The organism is Cupriavidus sp. 207A1, assembly GCF_057798955.1.
On the sequence record NZ_JBYOJO010000022.1, the window covers coordinates 33,880 to 50,943 of the forward strand.

18 protein-coding genes are annotated in these 17,064 nt (G+C 68.0%); 11 read left to right on the forward strand and 7 right to left on the reverse strand.

Annotated elements, in window-relative coordinates:
* The first annotated feature begins 81 nt into the window (after positions 1 to 81).
* Together metX and metW are read left to right on the forward strand one after the other, a co-directional pair.
* A complete protein-coding gene (metX, locus tag AC3FMM_RS29100) occupies positions 82 to 1,263 on the forward strand; it encodes a homoserine O-succinyltransferase MetX (protein ID WP_488687864.1) in 1,182 nt (393 codons plus the stop codon).
* Positions 1,260 to 1,871, forward strand: coding sequence for a methionine biosynthesis protein MetW (gene metW / locus AC3FMM_RS29105; protein WP_010813300.1), 612 nt, complete (start codon positions 1,260 to 1,262; stop codon positions 1,869 to 1,871). The genes metX and metW overlap by 4 nt, the downstream gene beginning before the upstream one ends.
* 40 nt (positions 1,872 to 1,911) lie before the next feature.
* On the opposite strand, the gene AC3FMM_RS29110 is transcribed toward metW, so the two are convergent.
* Complete coding sequence (locus AC3FMM_RS29110; protein WP_115707826.1) at positions 1,912 to 2,340, reverse strand: VOC family protein; 429 nt, start codon at positions 2,338 to 2,340, stop codon at positions 1,912 to 1,914.
* A gap of 88 nt (positions 2,341 to 2,428) precedes the next feature.
* Here AC3FMM_RS29110 and AC3FMM_RS29115 point away from each other — a divergent pair, with 88 nt between their 5' ends.
* Positions 2,429 to 2,995, forward strand: a complete 567-nt coding sequence (locus tag AC3FMM_RS29115) for a TetR/AcrR family transcriptional regulator (protein ID WP_488687867.1) — start codon at positions 2,429 to 2,431, stop codon at positions 2,993 to 2,995.
* A 23-nt stretch (positions 2,996 to 3,018) separates the two neighbouring features.
* Here AC3FMM_RS29115 and AC3FMM_RS29120 read toward each other — a convergent pair whose 3' ends face one another.
* Complete coding sequence (locus AC3FMM_RS29120; protein ID WP_115707830.1) at positions 3,019 to 3,933, reverse strand: LysR family transcriptional regulator; 915 nt, start codon at positions 3,931 to 3,933, stop codon at positions 3,019 to 3,021.
* Positions 3,934 to 4,044: 111 nt separating this feature from the next.
* Between AC3FMM_RS29120 and AC3FMM_RS29125 the strand changes: the two genes are divergently transcribed.
* Complete coding sequence (locus tag AC3FMM_RS29125) at positions 4,045 to 4,932, forward strand: DMT family transporter (RefSeq protein ID WP_116312053.1); 888 nt, start codon at positions 4,045 to 4,047, stop codon at positions 4,930 to 4,932.
* 113 nt (positions 4,933 to 5,045) lie between these two features.
* On the forward strand, positions 5,046 to 5,894 hold the full coding sequence (locus tag AC3FMM_RS29130; protein ID WP_115707834.1) for an acyl-CoA thioesterase: 849 nt from the start codon (positions 5,046 to 5,048) through the stop codon (positions 5,892 to 5,894).
* An 11-nt stretch (positions 5,895 to 5,905) separates the two neighbouring features.
* Here the strand turns inward: AC3FMM_RS29130 and AC3FMM_RS29135 are convergent, their stop codons facing one another.
* Complete coding sequence (locus tag AC3FMM_RS29135; protein ID WP_115705500.1) at positions 5,906 to 7,165, reverse strand: muropeptide transporter; 1,260 nt, start codon at positions 7,163 to 7,165, stop codon at positions 5,906 to 5,908.
* Positions 7,166 to 7,264: 99 nt separating this feature from the next.
* Here AC3FMM_RS29135 and AC3FMM_RS29140 point away from each other — a divergent pair, with 99 nt between their 5' ends.
* Entirely contained in the window at positions 7,265 to 8,233 is a 969-nt protein-coding gene (locus AC3FMM_RS29140) for a M48 family metallopeptidase (protein ID WP_115707836.1), read from the forward strand.
* A 94-nt stretch (positions 8,234 to 8,327) separates the two neighbouring features.
* On the forward strand, positions 8,328 to 10,397 hold the full coding sequence (locus AC3FMM_RS29145) for a S8 family peptidase (RefSeq protein ID WP_326348683.1): 2,070 nt from the start codon (positions 8,328 to 8,330) through the stop codon (positions 10,395 to 10,397).
* A 68-nt stretch (positions 10,398 to 10,465) separates the two neighbouring features.
* Here AC3FMM_RS29145 and argC read toward each other — a convergent pair whose 3' ends face one another.
* Entirely contained in the window at positions 10,466 to 11,413 is a 948-nt protein-coding gene (gene argC / locus AC3FMM_RS29150; protein ID WP_115679169.1) for an N-acetyl-gamma-glutamyl-phosphate reductase, read from the reverse strand.
* Between the two features lie 247 nt (positions 11,414 to 11,660).
* Between argC and AC3FMM_RS29155 the strand changes: the two genes are divergently transcribed.
* Positions 11,661 to 11,894: a type II toxin-antitoxin system MqsR family toxin gene (locus tag AC3FMM_RS29155; RefSeq protein WP_488687909.1), complete on the forward strand. Its 234-nt coding sequence runs from the start codon at positions 11,661 to 11,663 to the stop codon at positions 11,892 to 11,894.
* Between the two features lie 26 nt (positions 11,895 to 11,920).
* Complete coding sequence (locus tag AC3FMM_RS29160; protein ID WP_115679170.1) at positions 11,921 to 12,319, forward strand: type II toxin-antitoxin system MqsA family antitoxin; 399 nt, start codon at positions 11,921 to 11,923, stop codon at positions 12,317 to 12,319.
* 8 nt (positions 12,320 to 12,327) lie between these two features.
* On the opposite strand, the gene AC3FMM_RS29165 is transcribed toward AC3FMM_RS29160, so the two are convergent.
* Complete coding sequence (locus AC3FMM_RS29165; protein ID WP_488687872.1) at positions 12,328 to 13,104, reverse strand: exodeoxyribonuclease III; 777 nt, start codon at positions 13,102 to 13,104, stop codon at positions 12,328 to 12,330.
* A gap of 27 nt (positions 13,105 to 13,131) precedes the next feature.
* Between AC3FMM_RS29165 and pyrE the strand changes: the two genes are divergently transcribed.
* Positions 13,132 to 13,827, forward strand: a complete 696-nt coding sequence (pyrE, locus tag AC3FMM_RS29170) for an orotate phosphoribosyltransferase (RefSeq protein WP_172582592.1) — start codon at positions 13,132 to 13,134, stop codon at positions 13,825 to 13,827.
* A 90-nt stretch (positions 13,828 to 13,917) separates the two neighbouring features.
* A complete protein-coding gene (locus AC3FMM_RS29175) occupies positions 13,918 to 15,225 on the forward strand; it encodes a patatin-like phospholipase family protein (RefSeq protein WP_115707842.1) in 1,308 nt (435 codons plus the stop codon).
* A gap of 20 nt (positions 15,226 to 15,245) precedes the next feature.
* Here the strand turns inward: AC3FMM_RS29175 and AC3FMM_RS29180 are convergent, their stop codons facing one another.
* Together AC3FMM_RS29180 and dapF are read right to left on the reverse strand one after the other, a co-directional pair.
* Positions 15,246 to 16,055, reverse strand: coding sequence for a polyphosphate kinase 2 family protein (locus AC3FMM_RS29180; RefSeq protein WP_115707843.1), 810 nt, complete (start codon positions 16,053 to 16,055; stop codon positions 15,246 to 15,248).
* Positions 16,056 to 16,151: 96 nt separating this feature from the next.
* Positions 16,152 to 17,018: a diaminopimelate epimerase gene (dapF, locus tag AC3FMM_RS29185; protein ID WP_115707845.1), complete on the reverse strand. Its 867-nt coding sequence runs from the start codon at positions 17,016 to 17,018 to the stop codon at positions 16,152 to 16,154.
* Positions 17,019 to 17,064 lie beyond the last annotated feature (46 nt).

Here is a 17,064-nt window from a genome sequence, read left to right on the forward strand (position 1 = left end):
CGAATCCCGACTTGGCTGCGACGCTTGATACGCAAATGCCGGTCGGGTTTTTTTATGCCCGTTCGCCACGGGCCGGATTCCATGACTGATGTCGCCCTGCCGACCGCCGCGCCCGCCGCGTTCGACCTGCCGCCGGATTCGGTCGGCGTGGTCGCGCCGCAGCGCATGCACTTTGCCGAGCCGCTGAAGCTGCGCAACGGCTCGTCCATCGCCGGCTACGACCTGATGGTCGAGACCTACGGCACGCTCAATGCGGACCGCTCCAACGCGGTGCTGGTCTGCCACGCACTGAACGCCTCGCACCATGTCGCGGGCGTCTATGCCGAAGACCGGCGCAACGTGGGCTGGTGGGACAACATGGTCGGGCCCGGCAAGCCGCTCGATACCAATCGCTTCTTCGTCATCGGCGTCAACAACCTGGGTTCGTGCTTCGGCTCGACCGGGCCGATGAGCCTCAACCCGGCCACCGGGGCGCCCTACGGCGCGGCATTCCCGGTGGTGACGGTGGAAGACTGGGTCAATGCGCAGGCGCGCGTGGCCGACGCGTTCGGCATCACGCAATTCGCCGCGGTGATGGGCGGCAGCCTGGGCGGCATGCAGGCGGTGGCCTGGAGCCTGATGTATCCGGAGCGCCTGCGCCATTGCATCGTGGTCGCGTCCACGCCCAAGCTGTCGGCGCAGAATATCGCCTTCAATGAGGTCGCGCGCAGCGCCATCCTGTCGGACCCCGATTTCCACGGCGGCAACTACTACGCGCATGGCGTCAAGCCCAAGCGCGGCCTGCGCGTGGCGCGCATGATCGGCCATATCACCTACCTGTCGGACGAGGACATGGCAGAGAAGTTCGGCCGCGAGCTGAAGACCGACGACATCCGCTTCTCGTTCGATGTCGAGTTCCAGGTGGAGAGCTACCTGCGCTACCAGGGCGACAAGTTCGCCGAGTACTTCGACGCCAACACCTACCTGCTGATCACGCGCGCGCTCGACTATTTCGACCCGGCGCTGGCTTACGGCGGCGACCTGACACGCGCGATGGCGCAGACCCAGGCCAGCTTCCTGGTGGCCAGCTTCGGCACCGACTGGCGCTTCGCGCCCAGCCGCAGCCGCGAGCTGGTCAAGGCGCTGCTGGACAACAAGCGCCCGGTCTCGTACGCCGAGATCGACGCGCCGCACGGCCACGATGCCTTCCTGCTCGACGACCCGCGCTATCACAACCTGATGCGCGCCTACTACGACCGCATCGCAGAGGAGATCGGCGCATGAACGCCCTGGCCAATCCCAATATCCTGGCGCTGCGCCCCGACTTCCGCGCGATCGCGCGCTGGATCGAGCCCCATTCCACCGTGCTCGACCTGGGCTGCGGCGACGGCAGCCTGTTGCGCGTGCTGCAGGACGAGCTCGACGTGCAGGCCTACGGCATCGAGATCCGCGACGAAGGCGTGCTGGCGTGCGCGCAGAAGGGCGTGCATGTCATCCAGCAGAACCTGGAAGGCGGCCTGGCGCTGTTCGAGGACAAGAGCTTCGACACGGTGATCCTGTCGCAGACGCTGCAGACCATCCACAACACCGCGCAGGTGCTGCGCGACACGCTGCGGGTTGGGCGCGAGTGCATCGTCTCGTTCCCGAACTTCGGCTACTGGCCGCACCGGCTGTCGGTGTTTCGCGGCCGCATGCCGGTGTCGGAATCGCTGCCCTACCAGTGGTACAACACGCCCAACGTGCGCGTGCTGACCATCAGCGACTTCGAGGCGCTGGCGCCCAAGGTCGGCCTGCGCGTGATCGACCGCGTGGTGATGCACGAGGGCGTGACCGTCAACTGGGGCGGCAACTGGCGCGGCAGCCTGGCGGTGTACCGGGTCTGCGCGGCCTGAGCCGGTCGAGCGGGGTGCGCGGGGTGCGCGGGGTGAGCGCCTAGCCCGGCAGCGCGCCGGCCTGGTACTGCGCCGCGAATTCCGCCGACGGCGGGATCGGCTTGATGATGTCGATCAGCACGCCGTTGGGATCGGCGGTAATGAAGTGCCGTTGGCCGAAGGCTTCGTCGCGCAGTGGCTGCAGGATCGGCAGGCCCGCCGCGCGCAGCCGGTCATGGACCGCATCCGCGTCTTCCACCTCGAAGTTCAGCAGCAAGCCCTGCGCGCGCTGGCCGCGAGCCGGCACGGGGATGGTGTCGTGGCTGCCGTCGAGCACGGCGAGGTTGACCGATGGCTCGTCCGCCAGCTGCAAGTGCACGTACCAGTCGCTGGCGAACAACGCCGTGAAGCCGAAATGATCCTGGTAGAACGCGGCCGTCCCGGCCACGTCGGCGGTCATGATGACCGGGTAATAACTGGTGACTTTCATGATGGCTTCCCCTCGGCATGAAATACATGCAGTCTGTATGTAAATAGATATTAAGATACAGGCTGCTTGTTTGCAAGGAATCCGAAGCGTGTCCCGAACCAACCGCGAGCGTACCGAAGCCACCCGCCAGGCGCTGACGGAGGCCGCGCGTGCCCTGTTCGTCAGCCGTGGCTACGGCGACACGTCGACGCCTGACGTCTGTGCCGCCGCCGGCATCACGCGCGGCGCGCTGTACCACCACTTTGCCGACAAGCGCGACCTGTTCCGCCATGTGCTGGCCGAAGAAGCCGCGGCCGTCGCCGCCGACATCGAAGCCGCCACGCCGGCGGGGCAAGACGCGGCCGAGGCCCTGCTCGATGGTGCTCAAGCTTACCTGCAGGCGATGACGGTACCCGGACGCACCCGCCTGCTGCTGGTGGAGGGGCCGGCAGTGCTGGGATTGCGCGAGATGCTGGCCCTCGACGAAGCCAACGCCGCCCGCACCCTGCGCGTGGGGCTGGAGGCAGCGGGCGTCGATGCAGGCGACGTGGCGCCGCTGCTGTCGGCGGCGTTCGACCGTGCCGCGCTGGAGATCGAAGCCGGCGCCGATGCCGGCCGCGTGCGCGACGCGATGCTGTGGCTGCTGCGCCGGGTGCTGGGGCAGACCGGCGCCTAGCACCCCCGTGCCCCAGCGGAGCGTCAACGCGGCGCGTCGCCGGCGCTGCCTGCCAGGTGGTCGACGAAGGCCCGCACCTTGGGCGGGACATGCCGCGTCGGCGTGTACACCGCGTACGCCGTGCCGATGTAGGGCTCCAGGATGTCCCAGTCGCCCAGCACGGTGACCACGCGCCCCCGCTCCAGCGCATCGCCCAGCGAGAAATCCGGCACCAGACCGATGCCGGCATCGCGCTCCACCATGCTCATGATCGCCAGGCTGTTGTTGAGCGTCAGCCGCGGCGGGATGCGGACCTCCACCTTGTCGCCGCCGGACTGGGGACGCAGGGTCCAGCGCTCGCCGAAATTGCCGTAGCCCAGGTACAGGCAGCGGGCGGCCGGCAGCTCGGCCGGCGTGGCCGGCGCGCCGTGGCGTTCCAGATAAGCGGGGGAGGCCACCAGCCGGTAGCGCACCTCGCGCAGCGGCCGCGCCGCCAGGCCCGGGGCCAGTTCGCGCGCGATGCGCACGGCCACGTCCAGGCCCTCTTCCACCAGATCGACCATGCGGTCGGCCAGCGTCAGTTGCAGGTCCAGTCCCGGATACTTCGCCAGCAACGGCGGCAGCCGCGGCGCCAGCCAGGCTTGCCCGAACGACACCGGCGCGCTCACGCGCAGCACGCCGTGCGGCGCGCCGCCGTGCTCGCCGGCCAGCGCGGTGACCTCGCGCGCGGCGGCAGTCATGCGCGCGCACGCGGCGTAGACCGACTGGCCCAGCTCGGTCAGCGCGAACGCGCGCGTGGTCCGCTGCAGCAGGCTTGCACCGAGCCTGGCTTCGAGCCGGGAGACATGGCGGCTGACCGCCGACGGCGTCATGCCAAGGTCCTGTGCGGCGGCCGAGAAGCTGCCGCACTCGACCACGCGCGCGAACACCGCCATCGCATTGAGTGGCGCATCAAGCATGCTGAATCCCCTGTCTTTGACCTGTAGTCAAATACTAATTGAGGTCGGGCTGCATTGTTGACTTTGGCGACGAGTGAAACAATGCTGGCATTAGCTAGACCGGAGTTCCTCATGCCTTCGCAACAACCCCAGCCCGGCGGCGCCTGGCGCATGGTGGCAGCCATGATGCTGTCGGGCACCATCGGCTGGTTCGTGGTAACCAGCGGCCAGCCGCCGCTGGATGTGGTGTTCTTCCGCTGCCTGTTCGGTGGCGCCGCGCTGCTGGGCGTGCTGACCTTGCAGCGCGGCTGGGTGCGCATGACCCGCGCCCAGGCCGGCTGGCTGGTGCTGGGCGGGATCACGCTGGTGCTCAACTGGCTGGCGCTGTTCTCGGCGTACGCGTACAGCGGCATCGCCATCGCCACGGTGGTCTACCACACCCAGCCGTTCTTCCTGCTGCTGCTGACGTCGGTGCTGCAGCGCGAGCCGTTCCCGTTCGCGCGGCTGCCATGGCTGCTGCTGGCCTTTGCCGGCGTCATGCTGATCACCGGGCTGGAGCACGGCGCGGGCGGCGCGTCGATGCTGGCCGGCATCGGCCTGGGCCTGCTCGCGGCGCTGCTGTACGCCGTGACCACGCTGGCCACGCGGCGGCTGCAGGCGATCCCGCCGGGCCAGATCGCCGGCCTGCAGATGGTGCTGGGCGTGCTGATGCTGGCACCGCTGGCGCATCCGGCGGCGGGCAGCTATGGCGGCGGCACCTGGGCGGCGCTGCTGGCGCTGGGGCTGGTGCACACCGGCGTGATGTACACGCTGCTGTATGGCGCCTTCCAGCGGCTGTCGGTGGTGTCCATTGCCACGCTGTCGTTCATCTATCCGCTGGTCGCGATCGTCATCGACGTAATGGTGTTCGGCGTGGTGCTGGGGCCGTTGCAGGTGGCCGGCATGGCGCTGGTGCTGCTCGGGGTGGTTGCCAACCAGCTCGGCTGGGCGCTGCCGTTGCGGCGGCGGGCGCAGGGATGAGGCCCAGGACACGGCCAGCGGAAGGCCGCGCTTGACCGTAGCGCTGACTACGGTTAGTGTAGGCAGCTAAGCGAACGATCGTTCTATTCCAACGAGACCAGCCTGCTTCCGCCATGTCCACTGCGCCCCAGATCCACGCCGACGCTGCCGCCAGCCAGCTCCATCCCTTCGACGACGCGCTGGCGCTGGCGCCGGCCGGCGAACACCGCTTCCAGGGCCGCACCACGCCGGCGTACTGGAACATGATCGGGCCGTTCGGCGGCATCACGGCCGCCACGCTGCTGCAGGCGGCGCTGGACCATCCGCAGCGCCTGGGCGAGCCGGTTTCACTGACCGTCAACTTTGCCGGCCCGATCGCCGAGGGCCCGTTCGAGATCGAGGCGCGCCCGGTCCGCACCAATCGCTCGACCCAGCACTGGACCCTGGAACTGCGCCAGGGCGATGCCGTGGCCACCACCGCCACCGCGATGTTCGCGGTGCGGCGCGACACCTGGGCCTGCGGCGAAGCGGTGATGCCGGACGTGCCGGCCGCCGACGTGCTGCCCACCATGGGCGGGTTTGCGCCGGTGCGCTGGCTCAAGGCTTACGACATGCGGCCGGTGCGCGGCGCCAAGCCAACCGCGGAGGCCGGGACCGAGCACCCGGACAGCCTGACCCAGTTCTGGCTGCGCGACGCGCCGGCGCGCACGCCGGATTTCGCCGCTGTGGCGGCCTGGGCCGACAGCTTCTACCCGCGCATCTTCCTCAAGCGCGCGGGCTTCGTGCCGGCCGGCACGGTGTCGATGACCACGTATTTCCATGCCGACGCGGCCACGCTGGCCGCGCTGGGCGACAGCCATGTGCTCGCCAGCGCGCAGGCGCAGGTGTTCCGGCAAGGCTTCTTCGACCAGCGCGCGCAGCTGTGGAGCGCCGCGGGCGAGCTGATCGCCACGTCGCACCAGATCGTCTACTACAAGGAATAGGCCCGGCCCGCTCAGGCCACCGCTTCGCGCGCCTGAGCCTCGTAGCGGTGCACGGTGTGGCGCATCGCCCAGAGCAGCATCACGCCGGGCAGCGCCACTGCCACGGTGCCCAGGTAGAACGGCGCCCAGCCCCAGGCCTCGACCATATAGCCCGACGTCGGCCCCACGTAGACCCGGCCCACCGACGCCAGCGCCGACAGCAGCGCATACTGCGTGGCCGAGAACGAGCGGTTGCACAGCGTCATCAGCAGCGCGACGAAGGCCGCCGTGCCCATGCCGCCGCACAGGTTCTCGACCGCGATGGTGGCGCCCATGGTCCACAGGTGCGGCGGGGTCACCGCCAGGATCCAGTAACCGAGGTTCGACACCGCCTGCAGCACGCCGAACAGCATCAGCGAGCGGTACAGGCCCAGGCGCACCATCAGCGTGCCGCCGAACAGCGCGCCGAGGATGGTCGCGGCCAGCCCCAGGGTCTTGTTGACGATGCCGACCTCACCGGCGGAGAAGCCGGCACCGCGGATCAGGAAGGTGGTCGACAGGCTGCCGGCGAAGGCGTCGCCCAGCTTGTACAGCACGATCAGCAGCAGCAGCCACCAGGCCCCGGGGCGCGCGAAGAAGTCGCGCAGCGGGCCCACCACCGCCTCTTCCAGCGAGCGCGGCGCGCGCGCGGGGACGTCGGGCTCCGGCGCCCACAGCAAGGTCAGGATGCCCACGCCCATCAGCGCCGCCATCAGCAGGTAGGTCTGCTGCCAGCCCAGCACGCGGTCGGCCAGCCATAGCGCGAGACCACCCGAGACCAGCATCGCCAGCCGGTAGCCCAGCACCTTGACTGCCGCGCCGGCGCCGCGCTCCGCCGGGCGCAGCACGTCGGTGCTGTAGGCGTCGAAGACGATGTCCTGCGAGGCCGACAGGAACGCCACCAGCGTGGCCAGCGCCGCCAGCATCCACAGCGCCTGCTGCGGCGGGCAGAACGCCATGCCGGCGATGCCCATCACCAGCCCGACCTGGGTCAGCAGCAGCCAGCCGCGCCGGCGCCCCATCAGCGGCGGGGTGTAGCGGTCCATCAGCGGCGCCCACAGGAACTTGAAGATATAGGCCTGGCCCACCAGCGAGAAAAAGCCGATGGTCTTGATGTCCAGCCCTTCGACCGTCATCCACGCCTGCAGGGTGCCGGAGGTCAGCGCCAGCGGCAGGCCGGAGGCGAAGCCCAGCATCAGCATGGCGCCGATGCGGCGGTTGCGAAAGATGTCGAGATAGGTCTGGAAATTCATGGGTGGGGCAGCCGTGTGCCGCCCGTGCGGCTGCGCGGGCGCCGTGTATTATTGCACCACCTGTTTGCCCACTCTCCGATTGCGCCCAAGGAATCGCCCATGCATCGCCGCCTGCAAGGTGTTCAGCGTCCCTTCCGACTGCGGCTGGCCCGTGCGCTGGCGCTGGCCGCGGCCGTGCTGCCGCTCGGCTGGAGCGTGCCGGCGCCGGCGCAGCCGCAGGACGGCAGTGCCGGCGGCATCCGGCTCAACCCGGGCGGCTCCGCGGTGCGCAACATCGTGCCTGCCGAGGTGATCGAGCAGCAGGCCGTGCAGGAGTACGAGCAGCTCAAGCAGGAGGCCATCGCCAAGCGCGCCCTGGCGCCCGACAACCATCCGCAGCTGGTGCGCCTGCGCGCCATCGGCAAGCGGCTGCTGCCGCAGACCGCGCGCTGGAACGAGCGCGCGCGGCAATGGCAGTGGGAGATCAACCTGATCGGCTCGAAGCAGGTCAATGCGTTCTGCATGCCGGGCGGCAAGATCGCGGTCTATACCGGGCTGCTCGACCAGCTCAAGCTGACCGATGACGAAGTCGCCATGGTGATGGGGCACGAGATCGCGCACGCGCTGCAGGAGCATGCGCGCGAGCGCGCCGCCAAGTCCGAGATCACCAACCTCGGCGCCAACGTGATCTCGCAGCTGTTCGGCTTCGGCAACCTCGGCAATATGGCGCTGGGCACGGGCGCGCACCTGCTGACGCTGCGCTTTTCCCGCTCCGACGAGTCCGAGGCCGACCTGATCGGCATGGATGTGGCCGCGCGCGCCGGCTACGATCCGCGCGCGGCGGTGTCGCTGTGGCAGAAGATGGGCAAGGTCTCGCAGTCCGGCGCCGAATTCCTGTCGACCCATCCGTCCGGGCGCAGCCGCATCGCCGACCTGGAAAAGCACTTGCCCGAGGTGCTGCCGCTGTACGCGCGCGCGATCCACACCACGGTGGACAAGCTGCCGCCCTACCGCCCCAATATGACGGGGCTGGGCGATGCGCCGGTGGATGCCGGCGACGAGGACCGGCAAAAGCCGCTGAAGCGCTGAACGGCGCCGCGGCCCGCCGCGCCGCATTCCGCACAGCGCCTTGATGGCCTGAAGCCGGCGCCGGGAACAATGCGTCAACCGCAGGGGGACCCGCATGAGCCTGAACCGCATGAGCCCGTCGGAACGGCGGGCCGCGTATCTGCTGATCTTCGCCGGCTGCGAGGCCGAGCCCGACCGCTTCACCAGCGACCTGCCGGTCAGCTCCGAAGTCTGGTTGCTGTATGCGTCCGGCGAATCGTTCGAGGTGCCGCGCGGCCTGCTGCTGACCCCGCACCACGGCGCCGGCATCGCCGCGCTGCGTGCCGCGGTGCTGCGGCGCCTGCCCGCGCTGGCCGGGCCGGCAGCGGACCAAGCCGGCCCGCGCTTCCTTGCCGCCAATGAATCCCATCTGCTGGCGCAGATCGATTTCTTCGACATGCTGCGCCTGCTGCCTCTGACCGCCTGGTGGCAGCGCGAAGTGCGCGCGCCGATGGCCGGCATCAGGTGGACGCCCGCCGCGCGCCGCGCGCTGGCGCTGAGCCTGACCGGCGATGCGCTGGTGCGCTGGCTGGGCGAATCGGTGCTGGCCCATGTCGGCAGCGAGGCGGCGCTGGCGCGCTTCAAGGACATCGGCTACACCGCGGCGCGTACCCGCTTCGGCGGTCTCGCCGCGCCGGCCGGGCAAGCGCTGGGGCGGCTGGTCAATGTGGCCGCGCAGTACGTCGCGCTGACGCTGCTGGGGCTGCGCGACGACAGCTTCCCGCCCGGGGGCCTGACGCGGCGAGTCACGCAGGCCAGCCGACAGGTGCTGGAGACGCTGTGGGAGTGCCTGCGTGAGGACCATGTGGAGGGGCCAGCCACGCCGACAGCCGGCATGGCCGCCGGAGACGTCGCCGCTGCCGCCGCCATCTCGCCGCTATGGCGCATCTCGGTCAACCGGCCGGCCGAGCACGCCGTGTTCGCCTCACGCAAGACCGTCAAGGCCGATGCGGCCATCCGCGTGTTCGATACCGGCGGGCAGGGCGTGCGCTGGGCCGTAATCGATTCCGGCATCGACGCGCGCCATCCGGCCTTCTTCGATCCGCTCAAGCTCGACGGGCCGCTGTCGGTGCGCGACGGGCTGATCGCGCCGCGCCTGTCGCGCGTGGTCAGGACGCTGGATTTCACGCGTCTGTCGGCCATCACCAGCGGCCGCCTGCCACCCATGCCCAAGGGCAAGCGCGGACCCGGCGAGGCGGAACTGCGGCAGCGCATCGCCGCGATTGCCGAGGACCTGGCGCATGGCCGCATCATCGACTGGTCGGTGATCGAGCCCCTGCTTGAAATCAGCCACGATGACCCGGCGCAGTACGTGGCGCCGGGCGGCAGCCACGGCACGCATGTGGCGGGCATCATCGGCGCCGGCTGGCCGTCGTCGGCCTACCTGGCGCGGCCAGACCCCATGCCGCTGCCGCCCGAGCTGATGGAGGCCGGCGATGTCAGCGGCATCTGCCCGCGCATCGAACTGCTCGACCTGCGCATTTTCGATGCGCAGGGCAGGGGCGACGAGTTCGGCATCCTGGGCGCGCTGCAGTATGTGCGCTGGCTCAACCAGAGCCGCGACCGGCAGTCTGTGCATGGCATCAACCTGAGCGTGGCGTTGCGCCACGACGTGCGCAGCTACGCCTGCGGCAGCACCCCGGTGTGCGTCGAGTGCGACCGCCTGGTGGCCAGTGGCGTGATCGTGGTGGCCGCGGCCGGCAACTATGGCTACGACGAGGCCTTCGCCGCCGAGCACATGGGCGCCGGCTTCCGCGGCCAGACCATTACCGATCCCGGCAACGCACGGGCCGTGATCACGGTGGGCGCGACCCACCGCACCGATCCTTACCGCTTCGGCATCTCCTACTTTTCCAGCCATGGCCCCACCGGCGATGGCCGCATCAAGCCCGACCTGGTCGCGCCGGGGGAAAAGATCACCTCGACCGTGCCCGGCGGCACGCTGGCGTCGATGGATGGCACCAGCATGGCGGCACCCCATGTGTCCGGGGTCGCGGCGCTGCTGCTGTCGCGCAACAATGAACTGATGGGCCAGCCCGAGACCGTCAAGAGCATCCTGTGCGCCGCCGCCACGGACCTGGGGCGCGAGCGCGCCTTCCAGGGCGCCGGGCTGGTCGACGCGCTGCGCGCGCTGCAGCGGGTGTAGCCCGACGCCGCAGCGAGCAACAAAAAAGCCGGCAGTGCCGGCTTTTTGATGTGCGGAAATGGCTGGCCTCAGGCGCGCAGTCCGCTGGCCTCGTCGGCGCCCACATGCACGTTCATGCATTGCACCGCGGCGCCGGCCGCGCCCTTGCCCAGGTTGTCCAGCCGCGCCACCAGGTTCAGGCGCTCGGCGTTGCCGAACACGAACAGGTCGACACGGTTGGTGTCGTTGTTGGCCTGCACGTCGAAGAAACCGCCGTCGAGGTTGTCGGCGCTGTTGTACGGCATCACGCGCACGAACTGCTCGCCTTCATAGTGCTGGCGATAGATCTCGACGATCTGCTCGGGGCTGACCTTGCGCGCCAGCCGCTCGGCAAACACCGGCACCGTCACCGCCAGGCCCTTCAGGAAGTTGCCGACGATGGGGTTGAAGATCGGCGCCTGGGCCAGGCCGGCCTGCACGCGCATTTCCGGCAGGTGCTTGTGCTCCAGGCCGAGCGCGTAGGGACGCGGGCTGTTCAGCTTCGGGTTACCGCCGGCTTCGAACTCGGCAATCATCGACTTGCCGCCGCCGCTGTAGCCGGTCAGCGAGAACGCCGACAGCGGGTAGTCGGCCGGCAGCACGCCGGCATCCACCAGCGGGCGCACCGCCAGCACGAAGGCGCTGGCGTGGCAGCCCGGCACCGCGATGCGCTTGCTCGCGCGGATCTTGTCGCGCTGGCCGCGCGCCAGTTCGGGCAGGCCGTAGGCCCAGTTGTCGGCGGTGCGGAACGCGGTGCTGGCGTCGATCACGCAGGTGTTGGGGTTGGTCACCAGCGACACCGCCTCGCGCGAGGCTACGTCGGGCAGGCACAGGAAGGCGACGTCGGCGGCGTTCAGGAAGCGTGCTCGTTCGGCCGGGTCCTTGCGCTTGTCTTCGGCAATGCGCAGCAGTTCCACGTCGGCACGACCGGAAAGATAGTCAAGCAGCCGGAGACCGGTGGTGCCTTCCTGACCATCGACGAACACTTTGAAAACCATGGCTGACTCACTCAATGAAGTGCGGGGGAATGCTTTGGATATGAGAAATCTCCCCTGCCGGGCGCTGTGGGGAACCTGCATTGTAGCGGGGATGGGGGCCGGTCGCAGGGGTTTGTACGGATCGGATTATTGCGATTTGGCACAGTTCAGAACTTGCGGGCATTAACCAAATGGGTTAATTTGCATGGAGAAGGGAACAGCGCATTACAGCCTGGCGGAAGTGCGTGCACTTCTCGAGGCGGGACGAATGAGGCTGACTCGTACTGCTTACGACGGAGCGAACCAGATGGGGCTGAATAAGCGAAGTGTGCGTGACATACTTCTGCAACTTGCCCCCCGGGACTTTTACAAGAGCACGACAGCCTATGAGGATCACACGGTGTGGCAGGATGTCTATCGGCCTATCACACCGAATGGCGCCTTGTATGTGAAGCTCATAGTCACCGATGGCGTGTTGGTCGTTTCATTCAAATTCAGGTAGTTCGCAGCGCAAGGAGGAGCGGTCAGATGAAGTGCCCGGAATGTGGCGGCGCCGAACTCGTGGATGGACTCCGAGACGTGCCCTATACATATCGTGGCGAGACCACGGTAATTCGCGATGTCAGGGGGGATTGGTGCCCGAGGTGCGGAGAAGGAGTCATGCCCATGCATGACGATTCACTGGGCGAAGCGATGCTCGCCTTTAACAAGCAAGTCAACGCCAAATACCTGGACCCCACCTTCATCACTGAGGTTCGCAAAAAGCTCCGCCTTGATCAGCGCGAAGCAGCCGAAATATTTGGCGGGGGCGTCAATGCATTTTCTCGGTATGAGACGGGGCGAACCATGCCGCCGCTGGCGCTGATCAAGCTGCTGAAAGTGCTGGACCGCCACCCCGAACTGCTAGCGGAAGTCCGGGCGGCCTGAAGCTATGGTCATAGCGGAAAGTTATAGTCGATCGACAGCGGCGCGTGGTCGCTGAACTTCTCGTCCTTGTAGATCGAGCACAGCTGCGCGGTGTCGGCGATCTTCGGCGTGGCGAGGTGGTAGTCGATGCGCCAACCGACGTTCTTGGCATAGGCCTGGCCACGGTTGCTCCACCAGGTGTACTGGTCCGGGCGCGGGTCCAGCTTGCGGAACACGTCGACATAGCCGTGCACGTCGAACAGCTCGCCGATCCAGGCTCGTTCCTCCGGCAGGAACCCTGAATTCTTCAGGTTGCCCTTCCAGTTCTTGATGTCGATTTCCTTGTGCGCGATGTTGACGTCGCCGCACAGCACGATTTCGCGGCCGCTCGCCTTCAGTTGCAGCAGGTGCGGCAGGAACGCTTCCATGAAGCGGAACTTGGCCAGCTGGCGTTCCTCGCCGCTCGAGCCGGACGGCACGTACACCGAAATCACCGCCAGATGCGGATACTGCACTTCCACATAGCGGCCCTCGCTGTCGAACTCGGTGTTGCCGAAGCCGGTGATGACCCGCTCGGGCTTGTGGAGCGTATAGAGGCCGACGCCGCTATAGCCCTTCTTCTCGGCGTAATGGAAAAAGCCGTGGTAACCGTGTGGCGCCAGGAACGCTTCCGTCATGTCGGCGGCCTGCGCCTTCAGTTCCTGCACACAGACCATGTCTGCGTCCTGCTTGCCCATCCAGTCGAAAAAGCCCTTCTTCGACGCGGAGCGGATGCCGTTGAGGTTGGCGCTGATAATCCGTAACATTCGGGGAAATTTTGAATTCAGAGAGAAATGATGACGCAGCAGAATCCGCCCGCGGCGACAGCCGGTACTGACCTCAGCCAGACCTTTATCCGCTTTGCGCTCGACGCGGGCGTGCTGTCGTTCGGCGAGTTCGTCACCAAGGCCGGCCGCAAGTCGCCTTACTTCTTCAATGCCGGCCTGTTCAACCAGGGCGGCATGCTGGGCCAGGTGGCGCAATTCTATGCGAAAACCCTGCTGGCCTCGGGCGTGCAGTTCGACGTGCTGTTCGGGCCGGCGTACAAGGGCATCACCTTGGCGTCGGCGACGGCGGTGGCGCTGGCCGGCATGGGACGTGATGTCGGCTTCGCCTACAACCGCAAGGAAGCCAAGGACCACGGCGAAGGCGGCACGCTGGTCGGGGCCAAGCTGCAGGGCAAGGTGGTGATCGTCGACGACGTGATTTCCGCCGGCACCTCGGTGCGCGAATCGGTCAACCTGATCCGCGCGGCCGGCGCCGAGCCCGCCGCGGTGCTGATCGCGCTGGACCGCATGGAAAAAAGCGGCACCGCCGAGCAGGTTGGCACGCATTCGGCGGTGCAGGACGTGCAGCGCGAATTCGGCATCCCGGTGATCGCCATCGCCAGCCTGAAGGACCTGCTGGCCTATCTCGATGCCTCGCAGGATCCCGCGCTGGGCGCCTCGCGCGAGGCCGTGGCGGCCTATCGTCAGCGCTACGGCGTCTGACACCGTTGGAGCGGACGGGCGCTGCCAGGCAACGCCCAACGCGTGGCCGGTAGGCACACGGCTGACTTGCAGACTGGGAGGGAGCGCGGCGTGGCGGCAAAGGAGCGGCAGGAACGGGCAGTGCGGCAGGCGGCAAGGCCGTCCCCGACGGCGGAGTCCGCCGGCAACGGCGAGTCGCTGGCCGAGCGCGGCGCCCAGGTGCGGCCGCGCAAGCCGGTGCGCCAGGCGGCCAAGGCGCCCGACCGGCCCGCGCACGAGTCCTACGCCGTGCGCGCATTGGTGCTGCAGGGCGGCGGCGCGCTGGGTGCCTACCAGGCCGGCGTGTACCAGGGCCTGGCCGACGGAGGCATCTTTCCCAACTGGGTCGCCGGCATTTCGATCGGTGCCTTGAACGCGGCCATCATCGCCGGCAATCCGCCGCAGCGCCGGGTCGAGCAGCTGCGTGCGTTCTGGGAGCACATCTGCGCGCAGCCGTGGCTGCCCAGCCTGTCGTACACCTGGTTTGCCGATGAAGCGGCAAGCTGGCCCGAGCCCATGCGGATCTGGTTCGACGGCCTGCATGCGGCGCGCGCCATGCTGGAGGGCCAGCGCGGCTTCTTCCAGCCGCGCAGCTGGGCGGCGCTGATGTCGCGCTACTCGGACCCGACCCATGCCAGCTTCTACGACACCAAGCCGCTGAAGGCCACGCTGGAGCGCTTTGCCGACTTCGACCTGATCAACCATCGCCCGGACCTGATGCGGGTCTCGGTGGGCGCGGTCAATGTGCGCACCGGCAACTTCGCCTACTTCGACAATACCCGCGACAAGCTCTGCGCCGAGCATTTCATGGCCTCGGGCGCGCTGCCGCCGGGGTTCCCGGCGGTGGAGATCGATGGCGAATACTACTGGGACGGCGGGCTGGTCTCGAACACGCCGCTGGCCGAGGTGCTGACCGCGCAGCCGCGGCGCGATGCGCTGATCTTCCAGGTCGACCTGTGGAGCGCGCGCGGCAAGCTGCCGCACGACCTGATCGACGTGGCCGAGCGCCAGAAGGACATCCAGTATTCCAGCCGCACCCGGGCCATCACCGACTATATGCGCGAGCAGCAGAACCTGCGCCGCATGCTCAACGAGGTGATGGCGCTGGTGCCGCAGTCAAAGCGCGACAACGACTGGTACCGCCGTGCCGCGGAGCAGTCGTGCGATGCGCGCCGCAACGTGATCCAGCTGATCTACCGCGACAAGTCGTTCGAGAACCTGGCCAAGGACTACCAGTTCGGCCCGCTGACCATGCATGAGCACTGGACCAGCGGGTTGGAGGATATCCGCCAGACGCTGCGCCATCCGCAATGGCTGGCCATGCCCAGCCGCGAGCAGCCCTTCGTCACGCACGACGTGCATCGCGGCAACGGCGGCTGAGCACGCCCGCGCGCGCCGGCTCAGTCGACCTTGATCTTGGCCAGTTCCGGACGCGCCGGCGGATAAGCCGGCTTCAGGTCCTCGAAGACCTTGGTGATGATCTCGGCCACCATCAGGTTGCGGTGCGTCTTGGAATCGGCCGGCACCACGTACCAGGGGCAGTCGGGCGTGCTGGTCGCCATGATGGCCGCCTCGTAGGCATCCATGTAGGCCTTCCAGTGCTTGCGCTCGACAAGGTCCTGGGTGTCGAACTTCCAGTGCTTCTCGGGATCCGCCAGGCGCGCCTCGAGCCGCGACTTCTGCTCGTCGCGCGAAATATGCAGGAAGCACTTGACGATGGTGGTGCCGGTTTCGGTCAGCATCGACTCGAATTCGCGGATCTGGCGGTAGCGCCGTTCGCATTCGGCGGCGTCGATCCAGTCGTGCACGCGCGTGATCAGCACGTCTTCGTAGTGGCTGCGATTGAACACCACGATCTCGCCCGACTTCGGCACCTGCAGGTGGATGCGCCACAGGAAATCGCGCGCCAGCTCCTCGGGCGATGGCGCCTTGAAGCCCACCACGCGGATGCCCAGCGGATCGAAGCTGCGGAACACGCCGCGCACGGTGCCGTCCTTGCCGCTGGTATCCATGCCCTGGAGCACCACCAGCAGCTTGCGGCGGTGCTCGGCATAGAAGATGTCCTGCTGCGCGTCGAGGGCGTTGCTCAACTCGATGATGCGGGCCAGGTCTTCCTCTTTCTTGCCGCATGACAGCGGCTTGCTGCCCGGGTCGAAGTCGGCAAGGCGGAATCGCTTGCCCGAGGTGATGCGGAAATCGTCCAGCGGCATGGGCGCTCCATTCGCGATGATCTGCGGGATCAGGGAATCGGGCGCCCCGGGGACTGCGCTGCAGGGGAGGGAAAAAGGGGCGCGCAGCCCCTATGGTCAGGCCGGCAGGGCCGCCAGGTCAATGCTGCCTTCGAACACAGTGGTGGCCGGGCCGGTCATGCGCACCGGTTCGGCGTCGCCGTCCCAGGCAATGGTCAGCTCGCCGCCATGGGTGTGGACTCGCACCGGCGAATCCAGCAGGCCGCGCCGGATGCCGGCCACCACCGCCGCGCAGGCGCCGGTGCCGCAGGCCAGGGTTTCGCCGGCACCGCGCTCGAAGACGCGCAGGCGGATGGCTTGGCGGTCCTCGACCTGCATGAAGCCGGCGTTGACGCGGTTGGGGAAGGCCGGGTGGTGCTCGATCACCGGGCCGTCCTGCAGCACCGGAAAGTTCTCGACATCGTCCACCACCTGCACCGCGTGCGGGTTGCCCATCGACACCGCCGAAATCCATTCGGTGCGGCCGTTGACCTCGAGGCCGTACAGCGTGTCGACGCCCTCGGCACGCGTCGGCAGGCCCTGGGCGAGGAACGGCACGCGCGCCGGTTCCAGCTCGGGCGCGCCCATGTCGACCGTGACCTGGCCATCGTCCTGCAGCGTCAGCGTGATCACGCCGTTCATCACCTCGACACGCACCGAACGCTTGTCGGTCATGCCCTGCTCGGTGACAAAGCGCACGAAGCAGCGCGCGCCATTGCCGCAGTGCTCGACCTCGCTGCCATCGGCATTGACGATGCGGTAGCGGAAATCGACGTCCGGGCGCGTCGGCTTCTCGACGATCAGGATCTGGTCCGCGCCCACGCCGAAATGCCGGCTGGCCAGCGCGCGCCACTGGGCCGGGGTCAGGTCGATCTGCTGGTGGATGCCGTCGAGCACGACAAAGTCGTTGCCCGCGCCATGCATCTTGGTGAACTTGAGTTTCATGGTGGGGATTGTAGCGGCGCGGCGCCGGATGTGCCGGCGCGCTCAG